Annotated in this window: 20 protein-coding genes and 1 pseudogene; 8 read left to right on the top strand and 13 right to left on the bottom strand. The window is 63.9% G+C overall.

The annotated features are described in order from the left end of the window. Positions 1-5 precede the first annotated feature (5 nt). From ABQJ48_RS20935 to ABQJ48_RS20925, 3 genes are read right to left on the bottom strand one after another with little or no spacing between them, the layout of a single operon-like run. Complete coding sequence (locus ABQJ48_RS20935) at positions 6-545, bottom strand: GAF domain-containing protein (protein WP_367839900.1); 540 nt, start codon at positions 543-545, stop codon at positions 6-8. Between the two features lie 33 nt (positions 546-578). Next, positions 579-1,991: an MFS transporter gene (locus tag ABQJ48_RS20930; RefSeq protein ID WP_367839899.1), complete on the bottom strand. Its 1,413-nt coding sequence runs from the start codon at positions 1,989-1,991 to the stop codon at positions 579-581. A gap of 45 nt (positions 1,992-2,036) precedes the next feature. Next, positions 2,037-3,821, bottom strand: a complete 1,785-nt coding sequence (locus ABQJ48_RS20925) for a gamma-glutamyltransferase family protein (protein WP_367839898.1) — start codon at positions 3,819-3,821, stop codon at positions 2,037-2,039. A 223-nt stretch (positions 3,822-4,044) separates the two neighbouring features. Between ABQJ48_RS20925 and ABQJ48_RS20920 the strand changes: the two genes are divergently transcribed. Continuing rightward, the gene (locus tag ABQJ48_RS20920; RefSeq protein ID WP_367839897.1) at positions 4,045-4,722 is read left to right on the top strand and encodes a FadR/GntR family transcriptional regulator; all 678 of its coding nucleotides are present in this window, start codon (positions 4,045-4,047) and stop codon (positions 4,720-4,722) included. A gap of 18 nt (positions 4,723-4,740) precedes the next feature. Here ABQJ48_RS20920 and ABQJ48_RS20915 read toward each other — a convergent pair whose 3' ends face one another. Beyond that, complete coding sequence (locus tag ABQJ48_RS20915) at positions 4,741-5,490, bottom strand: hypothetical protein (RefSeq protein WP_367839896.1); 750 nt, start codon at positions 5,488-5,490, stop codon at positions 4,741-4,743. 215 nt (positions 5,491-5,705) lie between these two features. Between ABQJ48_RS20915 and ABQJ48_RS20910 the strand changes: the two genes are divergently transcribed. After that, a complete protein-coding gene (locus tag ABQJ48_RS20910; protein ID WP_367839895.1) occupies positions 5,706-7,292 on the top strand; it encodes a phospholipase D family protein in 1,587 nt (528 codons plus the stop codon). A gap of 207 nt (positions 7,293-7,499) precedes the next feature. Then, complete coding sequence (locus tag ABQJ48_RS20905) at positions 7,500-8,966, top strand: metal-dependent hydrolase family protein (RefSeq protein ID WP_367839894.1); 1,467 nt, start codon at positions 7,500-7,502, stop codon at positions 8,964-8,966. A gap of 185 nt (positions 8,967-9,151) precedes the next feature. Here the strand turns inward: ABQJ48_RS20905 and ABQJ48_RS20900 are convergent, their stop codons facing one another. From ABQJ48_RS20900 to ABQJ48_RS20890, 3 genes are all read right to left on the bottom strand, one after another. Then, positions 9,152-9,532 carry an SHOCT domain-containing protein gene (locus tag ABQJ48_RS20900; protein ID WP_367839893.1) on the bottom strand — a complete coding sequence of 127 codons (381 nt, stop codon included), beginning with the start codon at positions 9,530-9,532 and terminating at the stop codon, positions 9,152-9,154. A gap of 674 nt (positions 9,533-10,206) precedes the next feature. Next, positions 10,207-10,410 carry a hypothetical protein gene (locus ABQJ48_RS20895; protein WP_367839892.1) on the bottom strand — a complete coding sequence of 68 codons (204 nt, stop codon included), beginning with the start codon at positions 10,408-10,410 and terminating at the stop codon, positions 10,207-10,209. A 28-nt stretch (positions 10,411-10,438) separates the two neighbouring features. Beyond that, positions 10,439-10,732, bottom strand: a complete 294-nt coding sequence (locus ABQJ48_RS20890; RefSeq protein WP_367839931.1) for a GYD domain-containing protein — start codon at positions 10,730-10,732, stop codon at positions 10,439-10,441. 209 nt (positions 10,733-10,941) lie between these two features. On the opposite strand from ABQJ48_RS20890, the gene ABQJ48_RS20885 reads away from it, so the two are divergent. After that, the gene (locus ABQJ48_RS20885; protein WP_367839891.1) at positions 10,942-11,679 is read left to right on the top strand and encodes a protein-L-isoaspartate(D-aspartate) O-methyltransferase; all 738 of its coding nucleotides are present in this window, start codon (positions 10,942-10,944) and stop codon (positions 11,677-11,679) included. Between the two features lie 332 nt (positions 11,680-12,011). On the opposite strand, the gene ABQJ48_RS20880 is transcribed toward ABQJ48_RS20885, so the two are convergent. The 4 genes and pseudogenes from ABQJ48_RS20880 to ABQJ48_RS20865 form a co-directional block, all read right to left on the bottom strand. Beyond that, on the bottom strand, positions 12,012-13,085 hold the full coding sequence (locus tag ABQJ48_RS20880) for an AI-2E family transporter (protein ID WP_367839890.1): 1,074 nt from the start codon (positions 13,083-13,085) through the stop codon (positions 12,012-12,014). Between the two features lie 164 nt (positions 13,086-13,249). After that, a pseudogene (locus ABQJ48_RS20875) lies at positions 13,250-14,548 on the bottom strand (TAXI family TRAP transporter solute-binding subunit). A 423-nt stretch (positions 14,549-14,971) separates the two neighbouring features. Next, complete coding sequence (locus tag ABQJ48_RS20870; protein WP_367839889.1) at positions 14,972-15,658, bottom strand: Vgb family protein; 687 nt, start codon at positions 15,656-15,658, stop codon at positions 14,972-14,974. Beyond that, on the bottom strand, positions 15,655-16,887 hold the full coding sequence (locus tag ABQJ48_RS20865) for a helix-turn-helix domain-containing protein (protein ID WP_367839888.1): 1,233 nt from the start codon (positions 16,885-16,887) through the stop codon (positions 15,655-15,657). The genes ABQJ48_RS20870 and ABQJ48_RS20865 overlap by 4 nt, the downstream gene beginning before the upstream one ends. 138 nt (positions 16,888-17,025) lie before the next feature. Here ABQJ48_RS20865 and ABQJ48_RS20860 point away from each other — a divergent pair, with 138 nt between their 5' ends. Beyond that, complete coding sequence (locus ABQJ48_RS20860; protein ID WP_367839887.1) at positions 17,026-17,790, top strand: DUF899 domain-containing protein; 765 nt, start codon at positions 17,026-17,028, stop codon at positions 17,788-17,790. After that, a complete protein-coding gene (locus tag ABQJ48_RS20855; RefSeq protein ID WP_367839886.1) occupies positions 17,787-18,614 on the top strand; it encodes a DUF2182 domain-containing protein in 828 nt (275 codons plus the stop codon). Before ABQJ48_RS20860 ends, ABQJ48_RS20855 begins: the two co-directional genes overlap by 4 nt. A 319-nt stretch (positions 18,615-18,933) precedes the next feature. On the opposite strand, the gene ABQJ48_RS20850 is transcribed toward ABQJ48_RS20855, so the two are convergent. Together ABQJ48_RS20850 and ABQJ48_RS20845 are read right to left on the bottom strand one after the other, a co-directional pair. Then, a complete protein-coding gene (locus tag ABQJ48_RS20850) occupies positions 18,934-19,758 on the bottom strand; it encodes an alpha/beta hydrolase (RefSeq protein ID WP_367839885.1) in 825 nt (274 codons plus the stop codon). A 495-nt stretch (positions 19,759-20,253) separates the two neighbouring features. Then, positions 20,254-21,165, bottom strand: a complete 912-nt coding sequence (locus ABQJ48_RS20845) for a LysR family transcriptional regulator (protein ID WP_367839884.1) — start codon at positions 21,163-21,165, stop codon at positions 20,254-20,256. A 148-nt stretch (positions 21,166-21,313) separates the two neighbouring features. Here ABQJ48_RS20845 and ABQJ48_RS20840 point away from each other — a divergent pair, with 148 nt between their 5' ends. Further along, positions 21,314-22,255, top strand: coding sequence for a hydroxymethylglutaryl-CoA lyase (locus ABQJ48_RS20840; RefSeq protein WP_367839883.1), 942 nt, complete (start codon positions 21,314-21,316; stop codon positions 22,253-22,255). A gap of 7 nt (positions 22,256-22,262) precedes the next feature. Then, positions 22,263-23,414 carry a CaiB/BaiF CoA transferase family protein gene (locus ABQJ48_RS20835; protein ID WP_367839882.1) on the top strand — a complete coding sequence of 384 codons (1,152 nt, stop codon included), beginning with the start codon at positions 22,263-22,265 and terminating at the stop codon, positions 23,412-23,414. Positions 23,415-23,601: the final 187 nt, after the last annotated feature.

Raw genomic sequence — 23,601 nt, 5'->3', positions numbered from 1 at the left:
TGAAGTCAGTAAGATGTGAGACCGTGCGCGCGAGCCCATTGCAGATCGAGCAAAGCGGGGGCGAGAAAGCTGCCGATCAGCACGCCGATCTGTTCATGCCTGCGCGTGTACCAGCTTTCGACGTGGGTCATGTTCATCGTGCCGACGCAGACCCCGTCGTACGCGATCGGAATGTTCAGGATCGAGCCGAGCCCCATGGAGGTCATCACCGCGTGATCGTCGAACGCGTCGCGAATGCCTTGCGCGGTTTGCGCGCGGAAGGGCTTCAAGTCCTGCAGGATCTGATTCGACCACGCGGTGCCGCGCTTTTTCTTGCGCCCGCCAAGCGGATAAACAGCCGGCATGTTGGTATAGACACGCTCGACCTCGTGCTGCCGCGCATCGTAGGACATGATCGTGAAAAGGCGCGCCCCGATCGCGCTCGACGCTACAGCGTGCACCGCCTGAAAAATTTCGGCGGGTTGATCCTTCACGCGCAGCGCTTGGGCGAGACGTTCGAGATCCGACAGTTCCAGCGCGTGCTGCTCGATAAGATCGTCTTGCATGGTCCGTGTGCCGATTCGAGAAATAAGGAATGCTCAGCTGCGCATTTCGGTGGAGCTGAGCGGGCGGCGAAGGTCCGGCGCCGTTGCCGCGCCCTCTACTTCGATGTCTTCCAGCGAGCGGTTGCGCGTCTCGATGCCGAGGAAGAACACCACGCAGGCCCCGATCAGCAGGACCGTCGTGGTCATGGTGAACACGCCGAAAAAGCCCAGCGTCGGGTACACGAGGCCGACCAGAATCGGCGCGCTCACCGAGCCGATCCGGCCAAACGATGACGACGAGCCGGTACCGGTGGCGCGCACCGCGGTCGGGAATACTTCGGGCGTGTAGGCGTAGACGCCGGCGAACGCGCCGTTCATGAAGAACGACAACGCGATGCCGGCGGCCATGATCTGTATGCCGGTATGCGAGAACGCCAGCATGATCGCCGCCGCTCCGCCCAGCAGCATGTACGACGCGACGACCGCCTTGCGGCCGATCCGTTCGTTGAGCCACGCCGCCGAAAAATAGCCCGGAATCTGTGCGCCGTAGATCGCGATCGAATAGCCGAAGCTTTTCGTCATCGTGAGCCCTTCCTTGAGCAGCAGGCTCGGAATCCACGAAAAGAACGAGTAGTACGCGAACGCGACCGAAAACCACATCAGCCAACTGACCGCCGTGGTGCGTGCGAGCCGTGGCGACCACAGCGTCAGCACATTCTGCAATGCGCCCGCCTTCGCCGGTGCGGGCGCAGCCGTCTCACCGAGCGAAGCGACGGGCGCGAGCGCAATACCGCGCGTTGCAAACCACGCTTCGATATCGCTCACGATACGGCTCGCTTCGCCGCGTCGCCCCTGGCTTTCCAGCCAGCGCGGCGACTCGGGCAGCGTCCTGCGCCACCACAGCAGCATCACCACCGGCAAGGAAGTCGCGACGGCGAGATAGCGCCAGCCGTCCGTGAAGTTGCGCACCACGGTGAAGCCGAGAATCGACGAGCCGAGATAGCCGAACGACATGAACCCGACCAGCGCGCCGCAAAAAATGCCCCGGTAGCGCCGCGGCACGAACTCGGCGAGGAACGGCGCGATCACCACCGTCTCCGCGCCCGAGCCAAAGCCTGCGACGATGCGCAACGCGAAGAAGGTATGCCAGTCGCTCGCGGCCGCGCTCGCGAGCGACGCTGCGCAGTAGATCGCGAGCGCCGACATCATGATGCGGCGGCGGCCGATCACGTCGGCGAGCACGCCGGAGAGAAACGCGCCGAAGAAGTAGCCGATATACGTGCTGCTCGCGACGAGACCGGTTTCGGCACTGGTCAGATGCCACAGCTTGCTCACGACCGGCAGCAGGAAGGCAAGCGATGACGAATCGAGTCCATCGAACATATATCCCAGGCCGCCAATGAGCAGGAGCTTGCGATGAAAGCCCGAAATAGGCAGTCTTTCCAGACGGGCGGCAACAGCAGACACGGCGTTTCTCCCCGAGTAGTGGTTCGCGATTGGCGGGCCGAAACCTTATCGCCCGACCGCGTAGGCCTGCATCTGGCGCGGTGTCGCCGCGCCACGCATCAGCCCGTTTCTGATTCCGACTGCACACACGCGGCCCAACGCCCACGGCTCGGCCACATTCAAGTCATGCCCGCGCGCGCGCAAGCAGGCGAGCGTCTCCTCCGCAAAGCGCGACTCGGCGGACATCTGGCCCAGCTGCATGGAACGCGGGTAGAACGAGCCCGGAAAGTGAGCCGTCTGGAACGACGGTGCGTCCGCGGCAGCCTGGAAGTCCATGCCGCCGTGCACGTGCCGCAGAAACAGCTGCAGCGACCACTGATCCTGCTGGTCGCCGCCGGGTGTGCCGAAGGCCGCGTAGGGCTTGCCCGCGCGCGTGACGAGCGTGGGCGACAAGGTGGTGCGCGGGCGGCGTCCCGGCCCCAGCGACGACGGCAAGCCCTCTTCCATCCAGAACATCTGCGCCCGCGTGGTCACGTTGAAGCCGAGACCCGGCACCGCGGGCGACGCCTGCAGCCAGCCGCCCGACGGCGTTGCCGAGACCATGTTGCCCCAGCGATCGACGACGTCCAGATGAACCGTGTCACCGCGCAGTTCTGGCAGCGGCGCAAAGGTCGGCTCGCCCTGGCCGAAGCCGCCGGACTGCTGTTTGCCGGCATTGGCGAGAATCAGCGCGGCGCGCCGCTCGCTGTCGCCGAGCATGCCGGGACGGAATTCGAACGACGCCCGAGCGGGATCGATCAGCTTGCGGCGTTCGTCGTTGTACGCGCCGCTCAGCAACGTATCCATCGGCACCTGCGCGAACAGCGGGTCGCCGTAGAACACTTCCCGATCGGCAAACGCGAGCTTCGAGCATTCGATCACCGTATGCACGAAGTCAGGCCCGAGCGGGTCCATCGCAGCGAGGTCGAAGCCCTTGAGCAACGCGAGCTGCTGCAGGAACATCGGCCCCTGGCCCCAGGGGCCCGTCTTGTGGACGCGCAGGCCTGCGTAGTCGTAGGAGACCGGCTCTTCATACGTAGGCTGCCAGCGCGCGAGATCGTCGGCATCGAGCAGGCCGCGGTTGCGCTGCCCCGAGGTGTCGAGCACGGGAGTCGAGCGGAAATACCGGTCGATCGCATCGGCCACGAAGCCGCGGTAGAAAACGTCGCGCGCGCCTTCGCACTGCTCTGCGCGGTCGCCGCGCGTTTTCGCTTCCTGCAGGATGCGCCGGTACGTTTGCGCAATGGCCGGATTGGCGAACAGCCGGTTGGGCATCGGCGCATCGCCGTCGCGCAGCCATTGTTCGGCCGAGGTCGGCCATTCAGTCCGGAAGAAATCCTTGATGGCGAGAATCGACGAGGTCAGGCGCGGCAGCACCGGATAGCCGTTCTCCGCATAGCCGATCGCATAGCTCAACACGTCCTCTAGCGGCAGTTGGCCGTAGTCGCGCAGCATCGCCATCCATGCGCCGAACGCCCCGGGCACCACGGCTGGCAGCAAGCCTGTCCCCGGAACGACATCGAGCCCCATGCCGCGCATGCGCTCGATCGTCATCGCGGCCGGCGTCACACCCTGGCCGCACAGCACGCGCACGCGGTCCTCGCGCGCACTGTAGAACACGACCGGCAGCTCGCCGCCCGGACCGTTCAGATGCGGCTCGACGATCTGCAGAACGAACCCGGCCGCGGCCGCGGCATCGAACGCGTTGCCACCCTTTTCCAGCACGGCCATTGCCGACGCGCTGGCCAGCCAATGCGTCGACGCCACCATGCCGAAGGTGCCGATCAGTTCGGGACGGGTTGTAAAGGACATGCTCGACTCCTCAATACAGCGAATGGCGATGATCTTATGAACCAATTACCAAAGGTTCAGTCAAAATAACGTGTCAGAATACGGCCAACGGCGGCGGACTTCACCCGGTGTTAACCCGGTGCACGCCCTATCTTATGCGATCAAAAAATATCGCGGAACGACACGCTGCGCAGCTCTCGGATTCTGCTATATTCGGTACCAATTCATATTGGTCCAGCGAGACATGGAAAGCTCAGCGCTCAACGCCCTGCGTCACTACATTGCCGATCATCGGCTTCGCGACGGCGACATCTTGCCGCCGGAAAGAAAACTCGCCGACGAGCTCGGCATCAGCCGGCGGGAGCTGCGCGCCGCGCTGGCTTCGCTCGAGGCCGCCGGGCAGGTTTGGCGTGGGGTCGGCCGCGGCACTTACCTGGGCGCGCGGCCGTTGAAGTTCGCGCCCACGCTGCACAGCCTTCGCGCCGGAGCCAGTCCGGCGGACATCGCGGAAATGCGGCTGCTATTCGAGCCTGCGCTCGCCGAGCTTGCCGCGACGAAAGCGAGCCGCGACGATCTGCTGGAGCTGGAGAAATGCGCGCGCAAGAACGCTGCGGCGAAGAACGACGACGAGTGGCAGCAATGGGATCACCGGTTTCACCTGTTGATCGGCCAGGCCACGCGCAACCCGGCGCTCATTGCGTTGATGGAAGTGATCAACTCCATGCGGGTGAAACCCACGCTGCGCGAGAAGACGGCGGCGCAGATCACGCGTGAGTTCTTCGCCCAGCAGCATCAAGCCATCGTCAGCGCCATGCAGGCCCGAGACGGTGATGCGGCGGCCCGCGCCATGCGCGAGCATCTGCTCAGCGTTCAGGGGCGTGCTTCGGCAGGCCGGGACGAGGTCGTCTACCGCAACGCCTGACGGCCGGCCTAACCGCAGCTAGACGGCTAGCGGCACGCTGAACCGCTGCGGCGCTTGCGCGATCAGCAGCAGCGCCGCGCCGGCGCATCCGCTGGCGATATGTTTCAGCGCGTGCCCCGCGAGGAGATGACCCGTCATTGCCCAGATCTGCCAGTCGAGACTTTCGAACACCTTTGCAAGCCCGTAGAAGACGATGACCATCGCCCATGCGAAGGGCGCATCGACCTTGCGAGCGACGGTCATGCCGACCACGGCGGCAAGTCCGCCGAACTGCAAGATCGCATAGGGCCAAAGGCTGTCGAATGCGAGCCAGTATTCGACGGTAGCCAGCGAGACGGCAACCAGAACCAGCATCTGCACCCAGCCCACGCGCTGCCTGGTCACCGAACTCCAGAGCATCGCAAGGATTCCGGCGAACACGATCGTCATCGGCAATCTGTCCCACACCAGCGTCGCATCGGAAGGCGCCGCGTGATAGTAGGCCGAGCCGAACGCCGTGAGGACGAGGCCAGGGCCCGCGACCAGCATCGCCGGAAACTGGAGCGGCCGGTGTCGCGCATGCCGTATCACCCACCCGGAATTGACCAGACCTGCAGCCAGGATGACGAGGTTCGACAGCACATCGGACGCGTTCGGAAGCATCCCGAGCGAACGCTCGTCGGCGAAGTGATGGTACGACGCCGGCTGCGAAAGCGGCCATACGAACTGCAACACCGCGCCGATCGCGAAAAGCAGAACACTGCCAGACAGCAAGCGGGATAGTTTCACGTTGCTCGACTCCGGAAGGTGCGAAACGCTCAACCGACACCGGTTGACCGGTTCTGCGACAGGAACGACGCGCTGTTGCCGATTCCGGCAAACCGTCAGTCATAGTATTCTGATCGCGCAATGCAAGGCGCCGGGCTGGGCACGAGCCAACTCATCCGGCCTGCACATTGTAGAACCGGACGGATAGTCATGACCGCAAGGACGTTATGGACCGTATGCGATCGCTGAAACACACGCCGTTCAACTCGATTCGTCGATCTATCGGCGCGATCTCAGCGTTGCTGCTTTGCGCGTGCCTGCTAACCGGCTGTGCGTTGCCATCCCTCGATAATCGCACGGTGTCGAGCGCGCTGACGCCCGCGCAGGCCGCTTCGACCCAGCTCGGCCATGCCGTCGCCCCTGGGCTTGCGAACCATGAGGGCTTCACCGGCATCTATCCGCTGCCCGATGCGCACCGAGCGTTTGCGGCACGCATGGATCTGATCCGCTCGGCGCAGCGCACGCTGGACGTCCAGTACTACATCTGGCGCAACGACCTGACCGGCACGCTGCTGCTCGAAGAACTCCATGAAGCCGCCGATCGCGGCGTGCGTGTGCGCCTGCTTCTGGACGACCTGGGCATCCCCTCGTCTCTCGACCCGACGCTGGCCGCGCTCGCAGCGCATCCGAACATCGAGGTTCGCCTCTTCAATCCGTTCGTGGTACGCAAGCCCAAATTCATCGGTTTCCTAACGGATTTTTCGCGCGCCAATCGGCGCATGCACAACAAGTCGCTGACCGCTGACAGCACGGCGACCATTCTGGGCGGCCGGAACATTGGTGACGAGTACTTCGACGCCACCGACGGCATCGTCTTCGCGGACCTGGACGTGCTGGCGGTCGGACCCGCCGCCGCCGAGGTGGCGCGAGACTTCGACCGCTATTGGGCCAGTGCGTCGGCCTATCCCGTCGAGCGGATTGTCGCGCACCCGGACGCGACCCAACTCGACGCGCTTGAAGGCAAGGCAAAGGCGATCGATCACGACCCGGCGGCCCAAGCCTATCTCGACGCCTTGCGCGGTCCGCATATCGTGCAGCAGATGCTTGACCAGCGCTTGCGGTTCGAATGGGCAAAAACCGACGTGATCAGCGACGATCCTGCGAAAGGCCTGAACAACGCGCCGCCGCACGCGCTCATTTCGCCTCAGCTGAGGGAAGTGCTGGGCGAGCCCACGCATGAACTGGATCTGGTGTCGCCGTATTTCGTCCCGGCCGCGGCGGGCACACAGTACCTGAGCGGGCTCGCCGCGCGCGGCGTGGATGTGGTCGTGCTGACCAACGCGCTGGAAGCCACGGACGTCGCCGCGGTCCATTCCGGCTACGCCAAACGGCGCGTCGAACTTCTGACCCGTGGGGTGCGTCTCTACGAATTGCGGCGCTCGCCGCTCGGCCATCACAAGAAAGAACAGTCGCCTGGGCCATTCGGTAGTTCGGGCTCCAGTTTGCATGCGAAAACTTTCACGGTCGATTCTCGGCGGGTCTTCGTCGGTTCGTTCAATTTCGATCCGCGCTCGGCGCATCTGAATACCGAGCTCGGACTCGTGATCGACAGCCCTGAACTCGCCAGCCGGATCGATGCGATCTTCCTCGCGCTGGTCCCGCAAGTCGCCTATTCGGTCCGGCTCGACGAGCATGGCAAGCTCTATTGGATCGAGCGCAACGGCGACAAGGAAATTCGCCACGACACGGAGCCCAATACGACGTGGTATGGGCGACTGGGTGTATGGATGCTGTCTGTTCTGCCAATCGAATCGCTTTTGTAATCGTCTCCGTCATCGCGCTTTTCATTGCTTCGCGCCGTCACTTTTGTAAGCATGACCAGGCAACGGATTGACCGTGTGCCTTTCCACTCGCCGCAATCCGATATTCACGCGCACCCGCCACGGTTCGCATTTCACTTTTGATCCGGCCTACCTATACTGTCTACTCGCCGCCACGCGTCAACTCCCAAAACTATCTGGAGGGGATCGATGTTCTCTCGCAAGCCGGGCAGTCAAGACAACTCCGCTCATTCATTCGCCTGCTTCTGCCAGAAGTCGGAGATCGAATTCGTGAATAACCGGATCAGCGCGGACCTTTCACGGCGCGGCTTCGTCACCGGCATGGCCGCCTCCATGCTGGCGCTGATCCTGCCGAAGCTCGCCAGTGCGCAGACGGCGCCGCTACCCGCAAGCCCCACACAGCCTGTCCTCTTCACGAACCTGAGGCTCTTCGACGGAAAGACCGGCACATTGCGCGACGGTCTCTCCGTGCTCGTGAACGGCAATCGCATTCAGACCGTGGCGGCCGGCAAGCCGCCGGTGGCCGACGGCACGCAGACCATCGATTGCGGCGCCCGGGTACTGATGCCCGGCCTGATCGACATGCACTGGCATACGATCATCGCCGCGCTGCCGCTGCAGGCCGTGCTGACCGCGGACATCGGCTTTCTGCATCTGGCCGCCAGCGCGGAGGCCGAACGCACGTTGATGCGCGGCTTCACCACGGTGCGCGATGCGGGCGGCCCGGCCTTCGCGCTGAAACAGGCGATCGATCAGCACATCATCTCGGGCCCGCGCATTTATCCGTCCGGCGCGATGATCACCACCACGGGCGGTCACGGCGATTTCCGCTCGCTTTCGGATATCCCGAGATCCGGCGGCAAGATCAGCAGTTCTGAGCAAACGGGCGGCAGCATCGTCGCGGATACCGCCGACGAAGTCCGGCTGCGTGTGCGCGAACAGTTTCTACAAGCGGCCTCGCAGATAAAGATCGTGGGCAGTGGCGGCGTGTCCACACCGCGCAGCCCGTTGGAAATGCTCACATTCACCGAGCCGCAACTACGCGCGGCCGTCGAAACGGCAGCGGATTGGGGCACCTATGTGATGGTGCACGCCTACACGCCGCATGCAGTCCAGCGCGCGATCGCCGCGGGGGCCCAGTGCATCGAGCATGCTCATCTGATGGACGACGCGACGGCCGCTTTAATGGCGAAGAACGGCACATGGCTGAGCACTCAGCCATTCGTCAGCGAAGACGACGTCGTTCCGCTCACCGGTCCCAGCCGGGAGAAGATGCTCGAGGTTTTCGCGGGTACGGACAACATGTATAAGCTGGCCAAAAAGCACGGGATCAAAACGGCATTCGGCTCAGACCTGCTGTTCTCGGCCGCGCTTGCCGCGCGTCAGGGCACGATGTTGACGCATCTGCTGCGCTGGTACACGCCGGGCGAAGCGTTGAAAATGGCGACGGGAACGAACGGCCAGTTGCTGGCGCTGTCGGGACCGCGCAATCCGTACCCCGGCAAGCTAGGGGTGATCGAAGACGGCGCGTTGGCGGATTTGTTGCTCGTTGACGGTAATCCGGTCGAGAACCTCGCCCTTCTGGCGGATCCGTCGAAGAACCTGCTCGTCATCATGAAAGACGGGGCGATTCACAAAAATACGCTGAAGGCGTGAGGGCTCGCAACTGCCGCGCAGTTCTCGCGCAGTTGCCGCGCAGTTGCGAGCCGTACAAGGAGCGCCGTTGACCCAACATCTAACGCTGGCGCGCGTTCATTACCTTGCCGGGTGGGCCATGTGAGTCGCCGCCAGCGATCTGGCTGTGAGTGAACTTCGCGCGGCCGCCGGGCGAGGAACTGCGATTACTCGACGACCCGTGCTCTCAGGCGCGAGTATTCCTCTTCTGAGAGCGTGCCTGCCGCCTTCAGCCGCTCGAGTTTTTCTATTTCATCGGCAGCGCTGAAGCCCACCATATGGCGCAGTTCTTCCCTCATCTGTTTGGCTCGCGCCTGCTCGCGTTCGGCCATGCCACGGTGTTGTGTCAGCAGGTACGCGAAAATGCCGATATACGGCAGCACGATAAGCAGGATCACCCAAAGCACCTTAGCCCAACCCGATACATCATGACGGCGAAACAGGTCGGTCGCCACCGTTATGAACAACCAGAACCACAGGATGAACATAAAAATGGAAAAGATGTCCGTCAGGAAATTGCCAAATGTGAAACCACCGTCGAAGAGCATTCTTGTTCTCCAGTCGTTCGGATTGCGAAAGGCGTAACAGAGATCTACGTAGGGCCACCTGCTATGGACAGCTCGCGCAGTCGGCATAGTGGCGCTGGCAATTTACCATGGGGGGGCGAGTTCGCATTCCAACTTCTCACCCGACTTTTCGCCGATTGGTATCTCGTCTTCAGACTTTATAGTCTATTCGCATCGTGACGCGAGGTTTTTTAGCAATCCTGGCATCGGGTTCGATGCTTAGCATGGCTGTCTATCACGAGAATGTGAAATCAAGCTTACGCTGCAACAACGCGCGCACGGTGCAGGCTCAGCCCGGCAGTCATGTACTCGTAATGCCGTTTGATTCGCTGCGCGTCCCCACAGACGGCCTGCATCAGGAGTGCCGTACTGCGCGAAAGCAGATCAAATTGCGAATAAACAAAGGCTCAAACGAGTTCGAACTCCTCAATGAGCGGACGACCACGATAATGCTGTCGGTGCGCTGCACATTCGTCAACCACTGCGAGTCCAAAACAGGCTTTCACCAGCGTCACCGCCTGATCGCTTCGCGCGACATTCACTATCCATATGACCGCGCACAATGGAATGCCGCGCCGAAACAATGCGCACGAAGACAGCGCCGCCGCGTGGCCCAGGACCCCCACGCGCGCGCGATACATCGGACCCAGGCTAATCTAACGATCTTCCGCGAGCCCCTTCAGATGCGCGTCGCCAGCATCTTTCGCAGCGGCTCGCGTTTCGTAGGTGACGTCCGAAACGAGCGAACGCTTCACCTCCCGGTTGCCGAAGTCGACTAGCGTGATCACCCAGACGAAGCCCCCGGTTTGCTCGGCCGTCTGTACGAAAGCTTGGGTGTCGCTCCTGTTGTCCGCATTCATCGTCATCTCCTGAGGAAAGTCGCGCAGGTCAGGAAACCCGAGCAATAATCGAGCCGATTTCGTCCTTGCTGAATGCCCGCAGCGTGTTGGTGCGGACATTGCCCGCTGAACCCAGCGCCAGACCGAAGGCGGTGAAGCTTTGGTCGTCGGGTGCCTCGATCACCGAGACGATGTCGTATTCGCCTAACGTCCAGTAGATCTCTTTCATTTCACAGCCAAAGCGTTTCGCCATCTCGGCCGCCTGACCGGCCCGTTCGGGACTGTTCTTCATCGCGCGGATGCCCTGATCCGTAAACTGCGCCAGAACCACATAAGTCACCATGACAATTCCCCTTACGATTGAAGCGGGTTGGGAGCCGCGCACCGCGGGCACCGCGAGAAGCCATTTCACTTTCCGTATCGACCGGGCCGTCGCGCGCGTAAACTGATTCTAGGCAATTCATTGGTGCGGCAAGCGCCATTTGTCCGCATTTGACGAAGCGTTGCAATGCAACGCGCGGCAGGCGCGCCGACCGGAATACGGAGGTGGCTATGACTGACTTCAAGGAGGCGCGAGAGTGGATGGTCGAGCGGCAGATCGTCCGGCGCGGCATTAACAATCCCCTTGTGCTCGGCGCGATGCGCCGTGTGCCACGCGAGGAATTCGTGGCCGCCGATCTTCGGCCGTTTGCCTATGACGACACGCCGTTGCCCATTGGCAACGACCAGACCATTTCGCAGCCCGCGATGGTCGCGTCGATGATCGACGCAGCGGAACTGCATCCCGGCGACCGGGTGCTCGACGTCGGCACCGGCTCGGGCTACGCCGCCGCCGTCGCGGCGGCGATTGCGGCACATGTGCACTCCATCGAGCGCCATGCCGCGCTCGTCGATACCGCTCGCGACATCCTGGCGCGGCTGGGCATCGCCAATGTGACGGTTCATCTCGGCGACGGCACGCTCGGCCTCGCGGAACACGCACCGTACGACGCGATCATCGCGGCGGCCAGCGGACCCCGCGTTCCCGACGCGTGGTACAAGCAGCTCGCGCTCGGCGGACGCATCGTCATGCCGGTGGGGCGCGATCACGACTATCAGCGGCTGCTCAAGGTTGTCCGCCGCAGCGAAGACGACTTTGACAGGAGCTGGCTCGGCGACGTGCGATTCGTGCCGCTCGTCGGCGAAGACGGCTGGCCCGTGCGGGAGGGCGAATCGCACAATGCAGGCAGCGGTATCTGCCACGGACGGCTCGGCGCGATTGCGCGCACCGCTTGTATCGGGTGCGGATAGCGCAGAGAGCCTGCGCATGCGCGTGACACCCGATGAACCCGGTGCGGTTCGGGCGCGCGGGGACCCTGGTGCCGGAGCCGGTTCGTTGTGCTAACTCCGCACGCGACGCCAGCCCCGGTTGATTTGCCATAGCTTGTCACCTGGGCAGCGGAAAACCGGAGTGGCCATTGGTTCGTCAGGGCATGTACGGCCTTGTGGGTCATCCTGTTCGTGATCTGAATGATCGCCGACGCGTCGCTCGCCGTGCAGCCGACAGGACGGCGGCTTTCGCGTGCTCTTGCTGACCTGGATTGCCTGCGGGCCGCTGATCGGCGTTAGCGGCTGCGCGCGTCTCACGCGAGCGGCGCACTTCCACCATAGTTGAGCCGGCCGTTTTTCGACAACAGCACCGCAACGGGCCTGGTCATTTCGAACTCCGAAAAGATAATGATCACAATGACCGTGATTGGCACCGCCAGAAACGCGCCGGAGACGCCCCAGATCGCCGACCAGATCGCCATGCTCGCCAGGATTGCAAACGGACTCAGGTTCAGCGAGTTCCCCATCAGGTAGGGATCGACTATGTTGCCGATCACGAATTGAATGGCGGTCAGCGACAACAGCACGATCATCACTTCATTGACCTCACCGAATTGCAGCACCGACATCAGTGTCGGAAAAACGATGCCGAGCACCGAGCCGATGTACGGCACATAGTTGAGCAGCGCAATCAGCACCGCCCACAACCCGGCGAACTGCAGGCCGACGCTGCGCATCGCGCCCCAGCATATGGCGCCGAGCACCACGCCAAGCAGCGTCTTGAGCGCCAGATAAGCGCCGATGCGCCGGTTGATGTCGGTGACGATGCTCTCGATGCGCGCGGCGTTGGTGGAATTCGACGATATGTTCGCCAGCTTCTCGTTGAAGGTTCGTTGCTCGACGAGCAGAAAGCTTGCATACAGCAGCACCACGAAAACGTCGAGTATCACGGACGACAGCGATGCCAGCATGCTTGCGACGAGCGCCTGAACGTTGAACTGCGCGAGCATGTCGCGCCGCAGCGAATCCCACGTGGGCTCGGTTTCCAGGTGGAGAAGCACCGCCGCTTTCTGGATCAGGGTCAGCACGGATTCCTGATAGCGAGGCGCCAGCGCGACAAGAGCGTCGTAGTTCTCGACGAGCATGTCGACAGCAAAGAAGACTCCGGCTGCAATCACGAACGCGGACAGCGCATAACGCAACTGGATCGGCATTCGCGGACCGATCACCGGTATGCGCTCCAGCAGCCGCGTGAAGCCGACGATCACATACACCGCGATGATGCCGAACACCATGGGGATGAAGACGGCGCGCCCGATATAGAGCACCCAGCCTACGATCAGCAGCAGTACGACAACGCATACGGACGCCTGCAATCTGTCGGTCATGTGTCAATGCTCCATTGATCTGCGAACTGCTCGCGTTCGGGTATCTCTGATCCGATAGCCGCGATTATCGCCTGCGGCCACCGCGCGAGCCCCTCACCTTAACGCATCGCGATGGCAATTGGCAGTACGGTGTCGCGTCGAGGCGGTTGCGTTCGGCATGGCGGCTATGCGTTCGTTCTCGCCGCGACCTGCGAGATGCGGTCCCTGACCACGCCAATCGCCTGCTTAAGCGCGTAGACGTCCTGAAAATAACGATGCGGAATCCGTATCTCGCTCGCACGCGCATCGATCTGATCGATCTCGTCGCGCCACTTGGCGATCTGGCTCGAGCTCGGCTGCGTGTTTTGCCACGTTTCGTCTTCGAGCGATTTGATCTCCCGGTACCACACGACCAACCTTTTTTTGATCCGCGTCTCCACCATGCCCGGCAACGCCTGCAGCAAACCGACCAGCACAGCCATGAATGGCACCAGAATCAGCAATCGTCTTTCGATCAGGCTGGCCAGCCAGAATGGCAGGTAACGCTGCAGGAACGGTCTGCCGGATTTGAAGTAGCGGGTGCTTTCGTCGGAGATGGGAAATTCCTCGGTGTTCAGATTGGGAAACGTGCCGATCGGCGTAAAGTAGTCTTCGCCGCTGTGGACCGTTCGGGCCGCGTCCAGCAGCAGATAGACCAGTGCCGGATGCAGTGTGTCTTTCGAGACCAGCAAAGCCGTGGCGGCCAGCAGCGTGACGTCTTCGCGCGGCAGATCCTTCACGATGCTGGTCGACGCACGCGGGTAAATCACCTTCGAAAGCGATGGGAATTTCTGCACCAATGCATCGGCCTGCGCGAAGCTCATCAGCTTCAGGTCGCTGTTGAGCAAGGTTTTCTGCATCGACGCGTCGGGTCTGCCGATAAAGAATGCAGCGTCTAGTTGACCGCTTTCGAGACCTCGGTAGGCGTTGGACGCATCCGTCTGGACCAGCGTGCTGTTCTCGCCGGTGACGCCGCTATGGCCGAGCAGGACCAGCGAAACGTGCAGCAGCCCGCTGCCGGGAACGCCAATGGCAATCTTCTTGCCGCGCAGTTGCGCCAGCTTGTTGATGACCGTATCGCCGCGATAGAACAACCAGATCGGTTCATATGAGACCGCGGCGATGGTCTGCAACTGATCTGTTTCCTTCGGACTCGTGGTGCCGGACTGGATGAAGCCCACCTGGTATTCGCTGTCGGGATTCGTCAGCCGCTGATAATTTTCGACCGACCCGGAGGAACTGCGGATATCGAGCGCAATGCCTGCGCGCTTCAGGAGCGGCGCATAGCGATCCGCAAAGCCGCGATAGATGCCGTCGTCGGCACCGGTTGTGATGACAATGGTGCGTTGAAGAGCGGGTTTGAGCGCGGCCACCAGAGCTCAGCCGAGCATGGCCAGCAGCACGGTCGCGCAGACAATGAGAAGCCGCCGGCGCTCGCGCGTCATGCGGGCTTTCTGGACACGGTGGAGCGCCGGATCGTGTCTGGCCATCGCAAGCCCTCTTTCGTCAGGTTTCCCCAGGATAGACTCGCTCGGGGCAAGCGTTGTCGTGAAGCGCCGCTGATATTCGCCGGAACGTGGCGATGTTCATCGTCACTTGCGTATGGCTTGCTGGGTCGCCAGCCGGGTAGCCGGAAACCGGATGACGCGGCCACGCGCGAATGTCTGACAGCCGCATTTCGGTTCGTGGGCTCGACTTTATTCTAGCCGCTCAATTCTTCCACTCTCCGGGTCCCACCCTATCAGATTGTCTTCTCGCCACGACGGCCATCGAGGCTTGAAAAGCCGTTGAACGGCGACCGCGGGTCCGGGTGCGAATCCGGTCGCCGTCGTCTCGTCGCGATTTCGGCCGAGGCCTGATACGTTCGATCACTCGCTCGTGGAATCGACAGGCGTTTCAGACCCGCTGCCGGCCCTGTCCGCTGGCTTGGGCCGCCGGACAACCCTCACTTTGCCGCTACTGCCGCCGCCGCAGAAGAAACGCGCGTCACCGTCGGACTCGAGCCCCGACACGGCCACTCCTTCCGGCATCTCGATGCTCTGCAGGACTTCCCCCGTTCTGGGCTCGATCCGCCGCAGTTCGCTCGCGTCGTCCTCCCACGTGCCGTGCCACAGCTCGCCATCGACCCACGTGACACCCGTGACGAAGCGATTGGACTCGATCGTGCGGAGAATCGCCCCAGTCTCGGGGTCGATCTGGTAGATCTTGCGCTCCGGATAGTGCCCAACCCAGAGGGTCCCTTCGGCCCACGCGAGTCCCGAGTCGGCACCGCCGCCGGGCGCCGGAATGGTCGCGAGGACTCGGCCGGTGCCAGGGTCGATCTTCCGGATGCAGCCGCCCGCGATCTGGAACAGGTGCTCGCCGTCGAAGGCCGTGCCCGCGTCCGCGGCGACCTCGATCGAGCGCCGCGCGTCGCCCGTCTCGGGATCGATGGCATTGAGCCGGTCGCCGCTGGCAATCCAGACTTGCTGGCCGTCATACGTGACCCCATGCACTTTATCGACATCCGGAAACGGCCCATATTCGCGGATGATTTCAGCCGTCGATCGCTTCATGTCGCCATCCTGATCACAGGGTAATGTGGAGGGAGTAACAACGCCGCCGCGAATCCGGGCACCGGCGGGGTCGTCCAACGCCGCGCCCGGCCGCGGCCGAACGACTGCACCTTGCCCGCGGCCGCGAGCGAGTCGAGTGCGCGCTGCACGGTGCGCTGACTGGCGCCGAGCACCAGCGCGAGCGCGGAGCTCGACCACGCTTCGCCGTCGGCGAGGAAAGCGAGCACCTGCGCATGCTCGCCGTCCACCGGCCGCGCGAGCACGACGACCTCACTCGCGTGGCGGGGTGTCAGCGCGAACCCGCGCCTCGTCGCGCTCACGCCGGCCAATGTGCCAAGCGCCGCACGCAGCCGCCCGATTTCGACACGCAAGCGCACACGATGCGATTCGTCGGCGTGCTTCGCGCGGAACGCACGCGCGACCAGTGTGTCCCTCGGCACGTCGTCGGGCCATGCTTCGCCGAGCGCGCGGGCGAGCGCAAACAGCACCGGCCGGCTGGCAAGCGCAACGATGGCGCTTTCATCGCGCACGACATGACGGCACGCATCAACGACGAGCGCTTTCGAGGCCAGCAACGCTTCCACTTCTTCAAGCCGCACGAGCCGCTCTTCGCCTCGTGCGATCAGGCGTGCCGCCGGCGTGTTCAACGCGAGCGCGGCACTTTCGACCTCGGCCATCAGCGCCGGAATAGCGGACTCGCGCGCCGCTCGCGCGGCACGTGCCAGCGCCGCGCGAGCGGTCCTGGTGTTGAGGCGCCGCAACGCGACACCGGCGACGACCAGTTCGTGAGCGGCTCGCAATGCGGGCGGAAAAAGTGTGGGCACCACCCCAGCAAGAGTCCGTCGCGCGTCGTCGAGATGCCCGACCAGCAACAGACGCCGCGCCTGCAGATAGCGTGCGTGCGCGGCGTTCACGCGGTCGCCATGTGCTTCGAGCGCGGCCCTCGCGGCGTCGAGCGCCTTGGTGGGCCAACCCAGCTCGCGTGAGGCGAGCGCAATCTCCGCTTCGGCGACCACACATCTTGCACGGGCCACGGCGTGGCCGGGCCCGAACGCCCGGGCCGCGCTTCGCACGAGCAGCCTCGCCCGGGTGAAATCGCCGAGCTGCGCCATCGCGATTCCTCGCAGCGCGAGCGCCGGCGCATCGCCGCGCAAGGCGACGCGGTTCAATGCGCCGAGCGGATCACCCGCCGCGAGTGCTTGCGCCGCGGCCGCGATCAACGTGTCCATGAGCCATCCAATCCCGCCACACTTGTCACTCCCATCCGCCCGTTGCCCGGTACTAATCTAGCACGACCATCAACCGGTACACGGCGCCGTAGCGCGAATGCCTCGCACTGCGCCGCACCATCAACGGAGGAACGCATCATGACGACACACATGACCGGCACGCGCGAACAGTGGCTGGCCGCGCGGCGGCAACTGCTCGAGGCGGAAAAGGCCTACACCCGGCGCGGCGACGAGCTGACGCAGCAACGCCTGGCCCTGCCGTGGGTGAAGGTCGACAAGGACTTCCGTTTCGAGACCGATGAAGGCGGCGCGTCGCTGCCGGATCTCTTCAAGGGACGCTCCCAGCTTCTCGTCTACCACTTCATGTTCGGGCCGGACTACAAGGCGGGTTGCCCGTCCTGCTCGTCGATCGCGGACGGCTTCGACGGCTTCGCCGTGCATCTGGCCCATCACGACGTGATGCTGTGCGCAGTGTCGCGCGCGCCGCTCGCGAAGCTGCAGGCGTACAAGCGGCGGATGGGCTGGACGTTTCCGTGGGCTTCGTCGGCGGGCGGTGATTTCAACTTCGATTTCAACGTCTCGTTCACCGAGGAGCAGCAACGCACGGGCGACATCGAATACAACTTCGCGCGCGGCGGCCACGCGATGGACGCCTCGCCGGTGCCACCGCCCGTCGCCGAATTCGCGGCCATGTCGGGCACCGACGCGGCCACCTACTCACGCGACCGGCCAGGCATGAGCGCGTTCGCGATGGAGGACGGCGTGGTCTATCACACCTACTCCACTTACGCGCGCGGCGTGGACGCGCTGTGGGGCATGTACCAGTGGCTGGACCGCGCCCCCAAGGGGCGCAACGAGACGGGCATCTGGTGGCGCCGTCACGACGAGTACGACCCGCGATGAGCCCGTTCGCGCGCACCGTTCACGCGGGCGGCACCGCACGGCGCTCGCGGCGCGGCCGATCCGACGCGGTTTTCGTCGGCGCGTGCGTGCTGTGCTTCGCCGGCAGTGCGGCGGCGACGATCGCAGCCAGCGCGTCGATGTCGGCGATGGGCGAATTGCCGATGCCCGGCGGCTGGACGATGTCGACGATGTGGACACCGATGTGCGGACAGACGTGGGCCCGGATGGCCGCGTCGTTCGTCGGCATGTGGGCGGTCATGATGGTGACGATGATGCTGCCGTCCCTCGTGCCAATGCTGTGGCGCTATCGGGAAGCCGCGGGCGGGACGCGGGTCGAAGCGCTGACCGGGCTCGTGGGCGCGGGCTATTTTGGCGTGTGGGTCGCGTTCGGCATTGCCGCCTTTGCGCTGGGCATCGCGCTCGCTGCGCTCGTCATGCGCTGGCCCGCGCTGGCGCGCGCGGTGCCGGTTGCGCTCGGCGGGGTTGTGCTGCTCGCCGGCGCGCTGCAGTTCACCGCGTGGAAGGCTCGCCAACTCGCATGCTGCCGGGCGACGCCGGGTCATTGCCGCGCGCTACCGGCGCATGTCTACGCCGCGTGGCGGCACGGTGTGTACCTCGGTCTTCACTGTTCCTACTGCTGCGCGGGACTGACGATGGTTCTGCTGGTCGTCGGCGTGATGGATCTGCGCGCGATGGCCGCAGTGATGACAGCGATTACCTGCGAGCGCCTCGCGCCGGGTGGCGAGCGTGTTGCGCATGTGATCGGCGCGGTGCTTGTCGGCGCCGGGGTGTTTCGGGTTGCAAGAGGCGTGGCCGTGCAATGATGGTTTGAGCCTCGGGGGCCTTGCGCAGATCAGCGCCTGGGCAACCACGGGTCTCATATCTCATTACAGGCGGATGCGTACACGTGGCCGAATGCGCAAGTTCCTGCCGGCGTCTGCCACCGCACTCGATTTCTCGAACCGGCGCTCGGTTGCATCGTTCTGTGGAGGCGGTTGATTCGCCGCTTCCTCCTACGTTCCAGGAAGTGAAAACAGCAAATCGATCCGGCTCGAAACGATGCGAGCGCATCCACCGCGATCTGTTCAGCTTCACGATGTCATCGACTTCAGGCACGCGTGGTGGCTTTGTCGGATCGCATGTTCAATGCGCGTGGATGAACGCGGTGACGTCGGCCAGAACCGGTGAGACACTATGCTGCGCCGCCGAAAACGACTCAACGATCGTATCGTGGCTGTAACCCGGATACTTTTTCAGTTCAACCGTGTCGCCGTGCGCGCGCAGCGCGTCTGCGAAACGATCACTGTTATGCGGATCGACATCGGTATCGGCCGTGCCGGCGGCGAGCAACATCGGTGGCTCTTTGCCCGTGACGAATGCAATGGGCAGCGCTCGCTGGCGCAGTGCCGCCGGGAAGATTTCGTCCATGTGCGGGTCGCTCGTCGGAATGGCGGCGTACGGACCCGCGAGTCCGATCATCCCGGCGAGCGAGGCATTCGACATGCCTTGGGCGGCAAGATAGCGCGGATCGGTGGCGAGCATCGCCGCCATGTGCGCACCGGAGGAATGCCCCATCACGAAGATGCGTTGCTGGTCGCCGCCGAAGCTGCGCACATGATCGCGCGTCCAGCGCACCGCGGCAGCGGGGTCGTCGAGAAAGCCAGGGAAGACGGTCTCCGGATAGATGCGATAATCCGCCGCGATCGTCACGATGCCTCGCGCGGCGAGCGCTTGCGCGACGCCGCGCGAGTCCGAGCGATGACCGCTTTGCCAGCCTCCGCCGTAGAAATACACGACCACGGGGTGGTTCGTGCCGGTGCGGGACTCGGGCGCATATACATCGAGCCGCTGGCGCCGCGACTTGCCATAGCCAATGCCGCCCGCTTCGCCGGGCTCGCGCGCCCGGGACGCGATGATGCCGGCTGCGCATGCGGCCAGTGACAGTGAAATGAACCTTCGTCTTGCCATTACGCGCATGTTGCTATTGATCCGCGATGGTTATCGAAAAGACGGCTGTCGCGCGCCTGAACGACGCAAGTCCTGACACGAACTCGTTCAGTAATATCGCGTCGGGCACGCGGGTACTTGTGTCGACAGGCCATGAGTCAGCCGCCGGCCGAGCTGGTCTTGACACGGTCGGCCTGCTTCTTCGTTATTAAACGATGCCCGAAAATAGCCGTCAGTGCGCCGGACATCGTTCAGAACACGGAAGTCAACGCCCGCGGGACGGCCGGACCGCCCGCACGGGCAGCCCCACGAGTGACCGATGCACTCAGAAGCGCGACCTTCGAACGACAATGCCACGACAGGCGGTTCAGGGTCGACGTAAGCCGAGCGCATCGGGCAGAGATTGGGCCAATAAGCGACCGGGTCCTGGGATGAACGAAGGCGATCTGACGGCATATTCGGACGCAAGCCACCGCCGTGCCGCAGCGTGCTCGACTCCCCTCATCGCAGCGCACGTCACGTCGAAGGCCGTTCCACCCGGCTCGCGAGATAGTCAACCATGCGCTGCGCGGCCGGCTGCAACGCATCGAAGCTCTTGAAGCACAGCACGAAACGGCGATATGCCCACGCGTCGGTAAGAGGAATGATCCGGATTCCTAGCGCCGGTCGGTACATCTCGGCCACCTCCACCGGGACGACGCTGATCCCGAGCCCGGCCGCGACCACACGAAACGCCGCATCAAAGCTCGAGACGATCACCCGGTAGGACACGGTTGTGCCCGCGCTCGCAGCCGCGCGCTGCAGCATCGTATGGACCGCCGTCGACGGCAGCAGTCCGACATGCTCGTGCTCCAGGGTCTGCTCGAAGCGCAGCGACGCCTCGCCAGCGAGTGGATGATCGCGATGGACGGCGAGCGCCAGCCGGTCCTGTCGATACGGACGGTGCTGCAGCCCTTGCAGGTCGACGCTGTCCCAGCACACGCCGACGCTCGCCGCACCTTCGCGTAACTGCCGCACGAGGTCGAACGACAGTCGTTCTTCGACATCCACCCGAATGTTCTGATACTCCGGCTCGCGCATGAATGAAGCGATGTCGTCGAGCAGCGCCTCCGCGATCGCGGAGGCCGACGCGCACACGCTCACGCGCCCTTTCAAGCCGCCGCCGAAGGCGGCGATGTCGCTGGCGATGCGCTCCATCGTGAAGAGCACGTTGCGCGCGTGCTCCAGCAACGCGACGCCTGCCGCCGTTGGCTGGACGCCGCGCCGCAAGCGCGACAGCAGCGGCACGCCGAGCTCGCTCTCCAGTTGCGCGATGCGCTTGCTGATGGCCGACGGCTCGATGTGCGCCTCCTGCGCCGCCCGCGCGATATTGCGGTGATCGCACACGGCGACGAAAAGCCGCAGCGTCTTGAGGTCGATGTCGCGCATTTGGGGTCCTCGGGTCGCTCGTTCAGACATTCCGGATGGGAAGGTCAGCCGTTCCAAAATACCGCTTTAAGGTTTCTCTGGAATGTCTAAAGTTAGCACAATGCCGGCGACGCCACGACCGGCACGAGACACAACGGAGACAGCATTCATGCCCTCGTTCCCCAGGAACGTCGTGATTCGCGAAGTCGGCCTGCGCGACGGCCTGCAAAGCATCCAGACGATTCTTCCCACTCAACGCAAGCTCGAATGGATCAGCGATGCATACGCCGCCGGCCAGCGAGAAATCGAGGTCGGCTCGTTCGTTCCGGCGCGCCTTCTGCCGCAACTGGCGGACACCGCTGAACTCGTCGCCTACGCGAAGACGCTGCCGGGCCTCGTAGTGTCGGTGCTCGTGCCCAATCTCAAAGGCGCCGAGCGCGCCATCGAAACCGACGCCGACGTCCTGCTCGTGCCGCTGTCCGCGAGCCACGAGCACAGCCTCGCCAACCTGCGCAAGACACCCGATGAAGTCGTCGCCGAAGTGGCGCGCATTCGCGCCGCGCGTGATGCGGCCGGTTCGAAGACGCTGATCGAAGGCGGGATCGGCACGGCGTTCGGCTGCACGATCCAGGGCCGCGTCGATCAGGCCGAAGTGCTGCGCTGCATGCAGGCTTTGCTCGATGCAGGCGCAGATCGCGTGAGCATCGCCGATACGGTCGGCTACGCCGGGCCCGCTGCCGTGCGCGATCTGTTCGAGAAGGCTCGCAAGATTGCGGGCGAGCGCTTCTGGTGCGGGCACTTCCACGACACGCGCGGCCTCGCGCTCGCCAACGTGTACGCGGCGCTCGAAACCGGCGTCGCACGCTTTGATGCGACGCTCGGCGGCATCGGCGGTTGCCCGCATGCGCCGGGCGCGAGCGGCAATGCGTCGAGCGAAGACCTGGCGTTCATGCTCGCCGGCATGGGTATCGAAACCGGCATCGATATTCCCGCCTTGCTGGCACTGCGCGCGAAGCTCGCGCACTGGCTCGAAGGCGAAACGCTTCACGGCGCATTGTGGCTTGCCGGACTGCCCAAAACCTTCGCGGCTTCGGCTGCGCTCGACGCTTGAGGACATCATGACCGAGACCAACCGACTTCCCCTCGACGGCGTACGCGTCATCGAATTCACACACATGGTCATGGGCCCGACGTGCGGCATGATCCTCGCCGATCTGGGCGCCGAGGTCATCAAGATCGAGCCGCCGGGAGGCGATAAGACGCGCAAGCTGCCGGGTCTCGGCATCGGCTTTTTTCGCTCGTTCAACCGCAACAAGAAGAGCGTCGTGCTCGACATCAACACGCCGGAGGGTAAGGAAGCAGCGGTGGAACTGATCGGCACGTGTGACGCGATGCTCGAAAACTTTCGGCCGGGTCTGATGGCCAAGCTGGGCCTTGACTACGAGACGCTCTCGAAGCGTTACCCCCGCCTCATCTACGTGTCGCACAAGGGCTTTCTGCCCGGGCCGTACGAAAAGCGCCTCGCGCTCGATGAAGTCGTGCAGATGATGGGCGGCCTCTCCTACATGACAGGTCCCGTCGGTCGGCCACTGCGCGCGGGGACGTCGGTGAACGACATCATGGGCGGTATGTTCGGCGCGATCGGCGTGCTCGCTGCGTTGCGTGAGCGCGAGCGCACCGGCCACGGCCAGGAAGTGCAGAGCGCGCTGTTCGAGAACTGCGTGTTCCTGAGCGCGCAGCACATGCAGCAATACGCGATGACCCGCGAGCCGCCAGCGCCGATGCCCGCGCGCGTGTCCGCATGGAGCGTCTACGACGTCTTCACGCTGGCCGAAGGCGAGCAGCTGTTCATCGGCGCGGTCAGCGACAAGCAGTTCATCACGCTGTGCGACGTGCTTGGTCGCCCGGATCTTCCAGCCGAGCCGCGTTTCGCGACCAACGCGTTGCGCGTGGCGATCCGCCCCGAGCTGCTCGAAGTTCTCGGTGACATTCTCAAGGATCATCGCGTTGAAGAACTGTCGCCGAAGCTCGAAGCGGCCGGCATTCCGTATGCGCCGATCGTGCGCCCGGAGCAACTGCTCGACGACCCGCATCTGAAAGCGAGCGGCGGCCTCGCGCCGATGGAAACCGAGGACGGCAGCATGACCGAAGTCGTGCTCCTGCCGCTGACGATGGGTGGCCGCCGTCCGGGCGTCCGCCAGGCGCTCGCGCGAGTCGGCGAGCACACGCAGGAAGTGCTGTCGCGTCTGAAGAGTCGCGTGAGCGCGTGAGCCTGCGCTGCGACGATCCGCTTCGCCTCGTCGAATTCGAGTTGTTGCAACTTTTTGAGCGCAAGAGCGACGCCGGCTTTGGCAAAAGCAACTTCGAAGCGCTCTGCCAGCCGATGGGACGCAATCCGATCCGCCGACGGGTCGTCGACCCGAGGTCGCTTGCAATCGCGGGCCGTGCGCGAGCTCA

Source organism: Paraburkholderia suaedae (assembly GCF_040812055.1).
In the GTDB taxonomy this organism is placed as follows: Bacteria; Pseudomonadota; Gammaproteobacteria; order Burkholderiales; family Burkholderiaceae; genus Paraburkholderia.
Note: the sequence above shows the minus strand (reverse complement) of the source record. Positions and strands in the feature narration are given on the sequence as shown.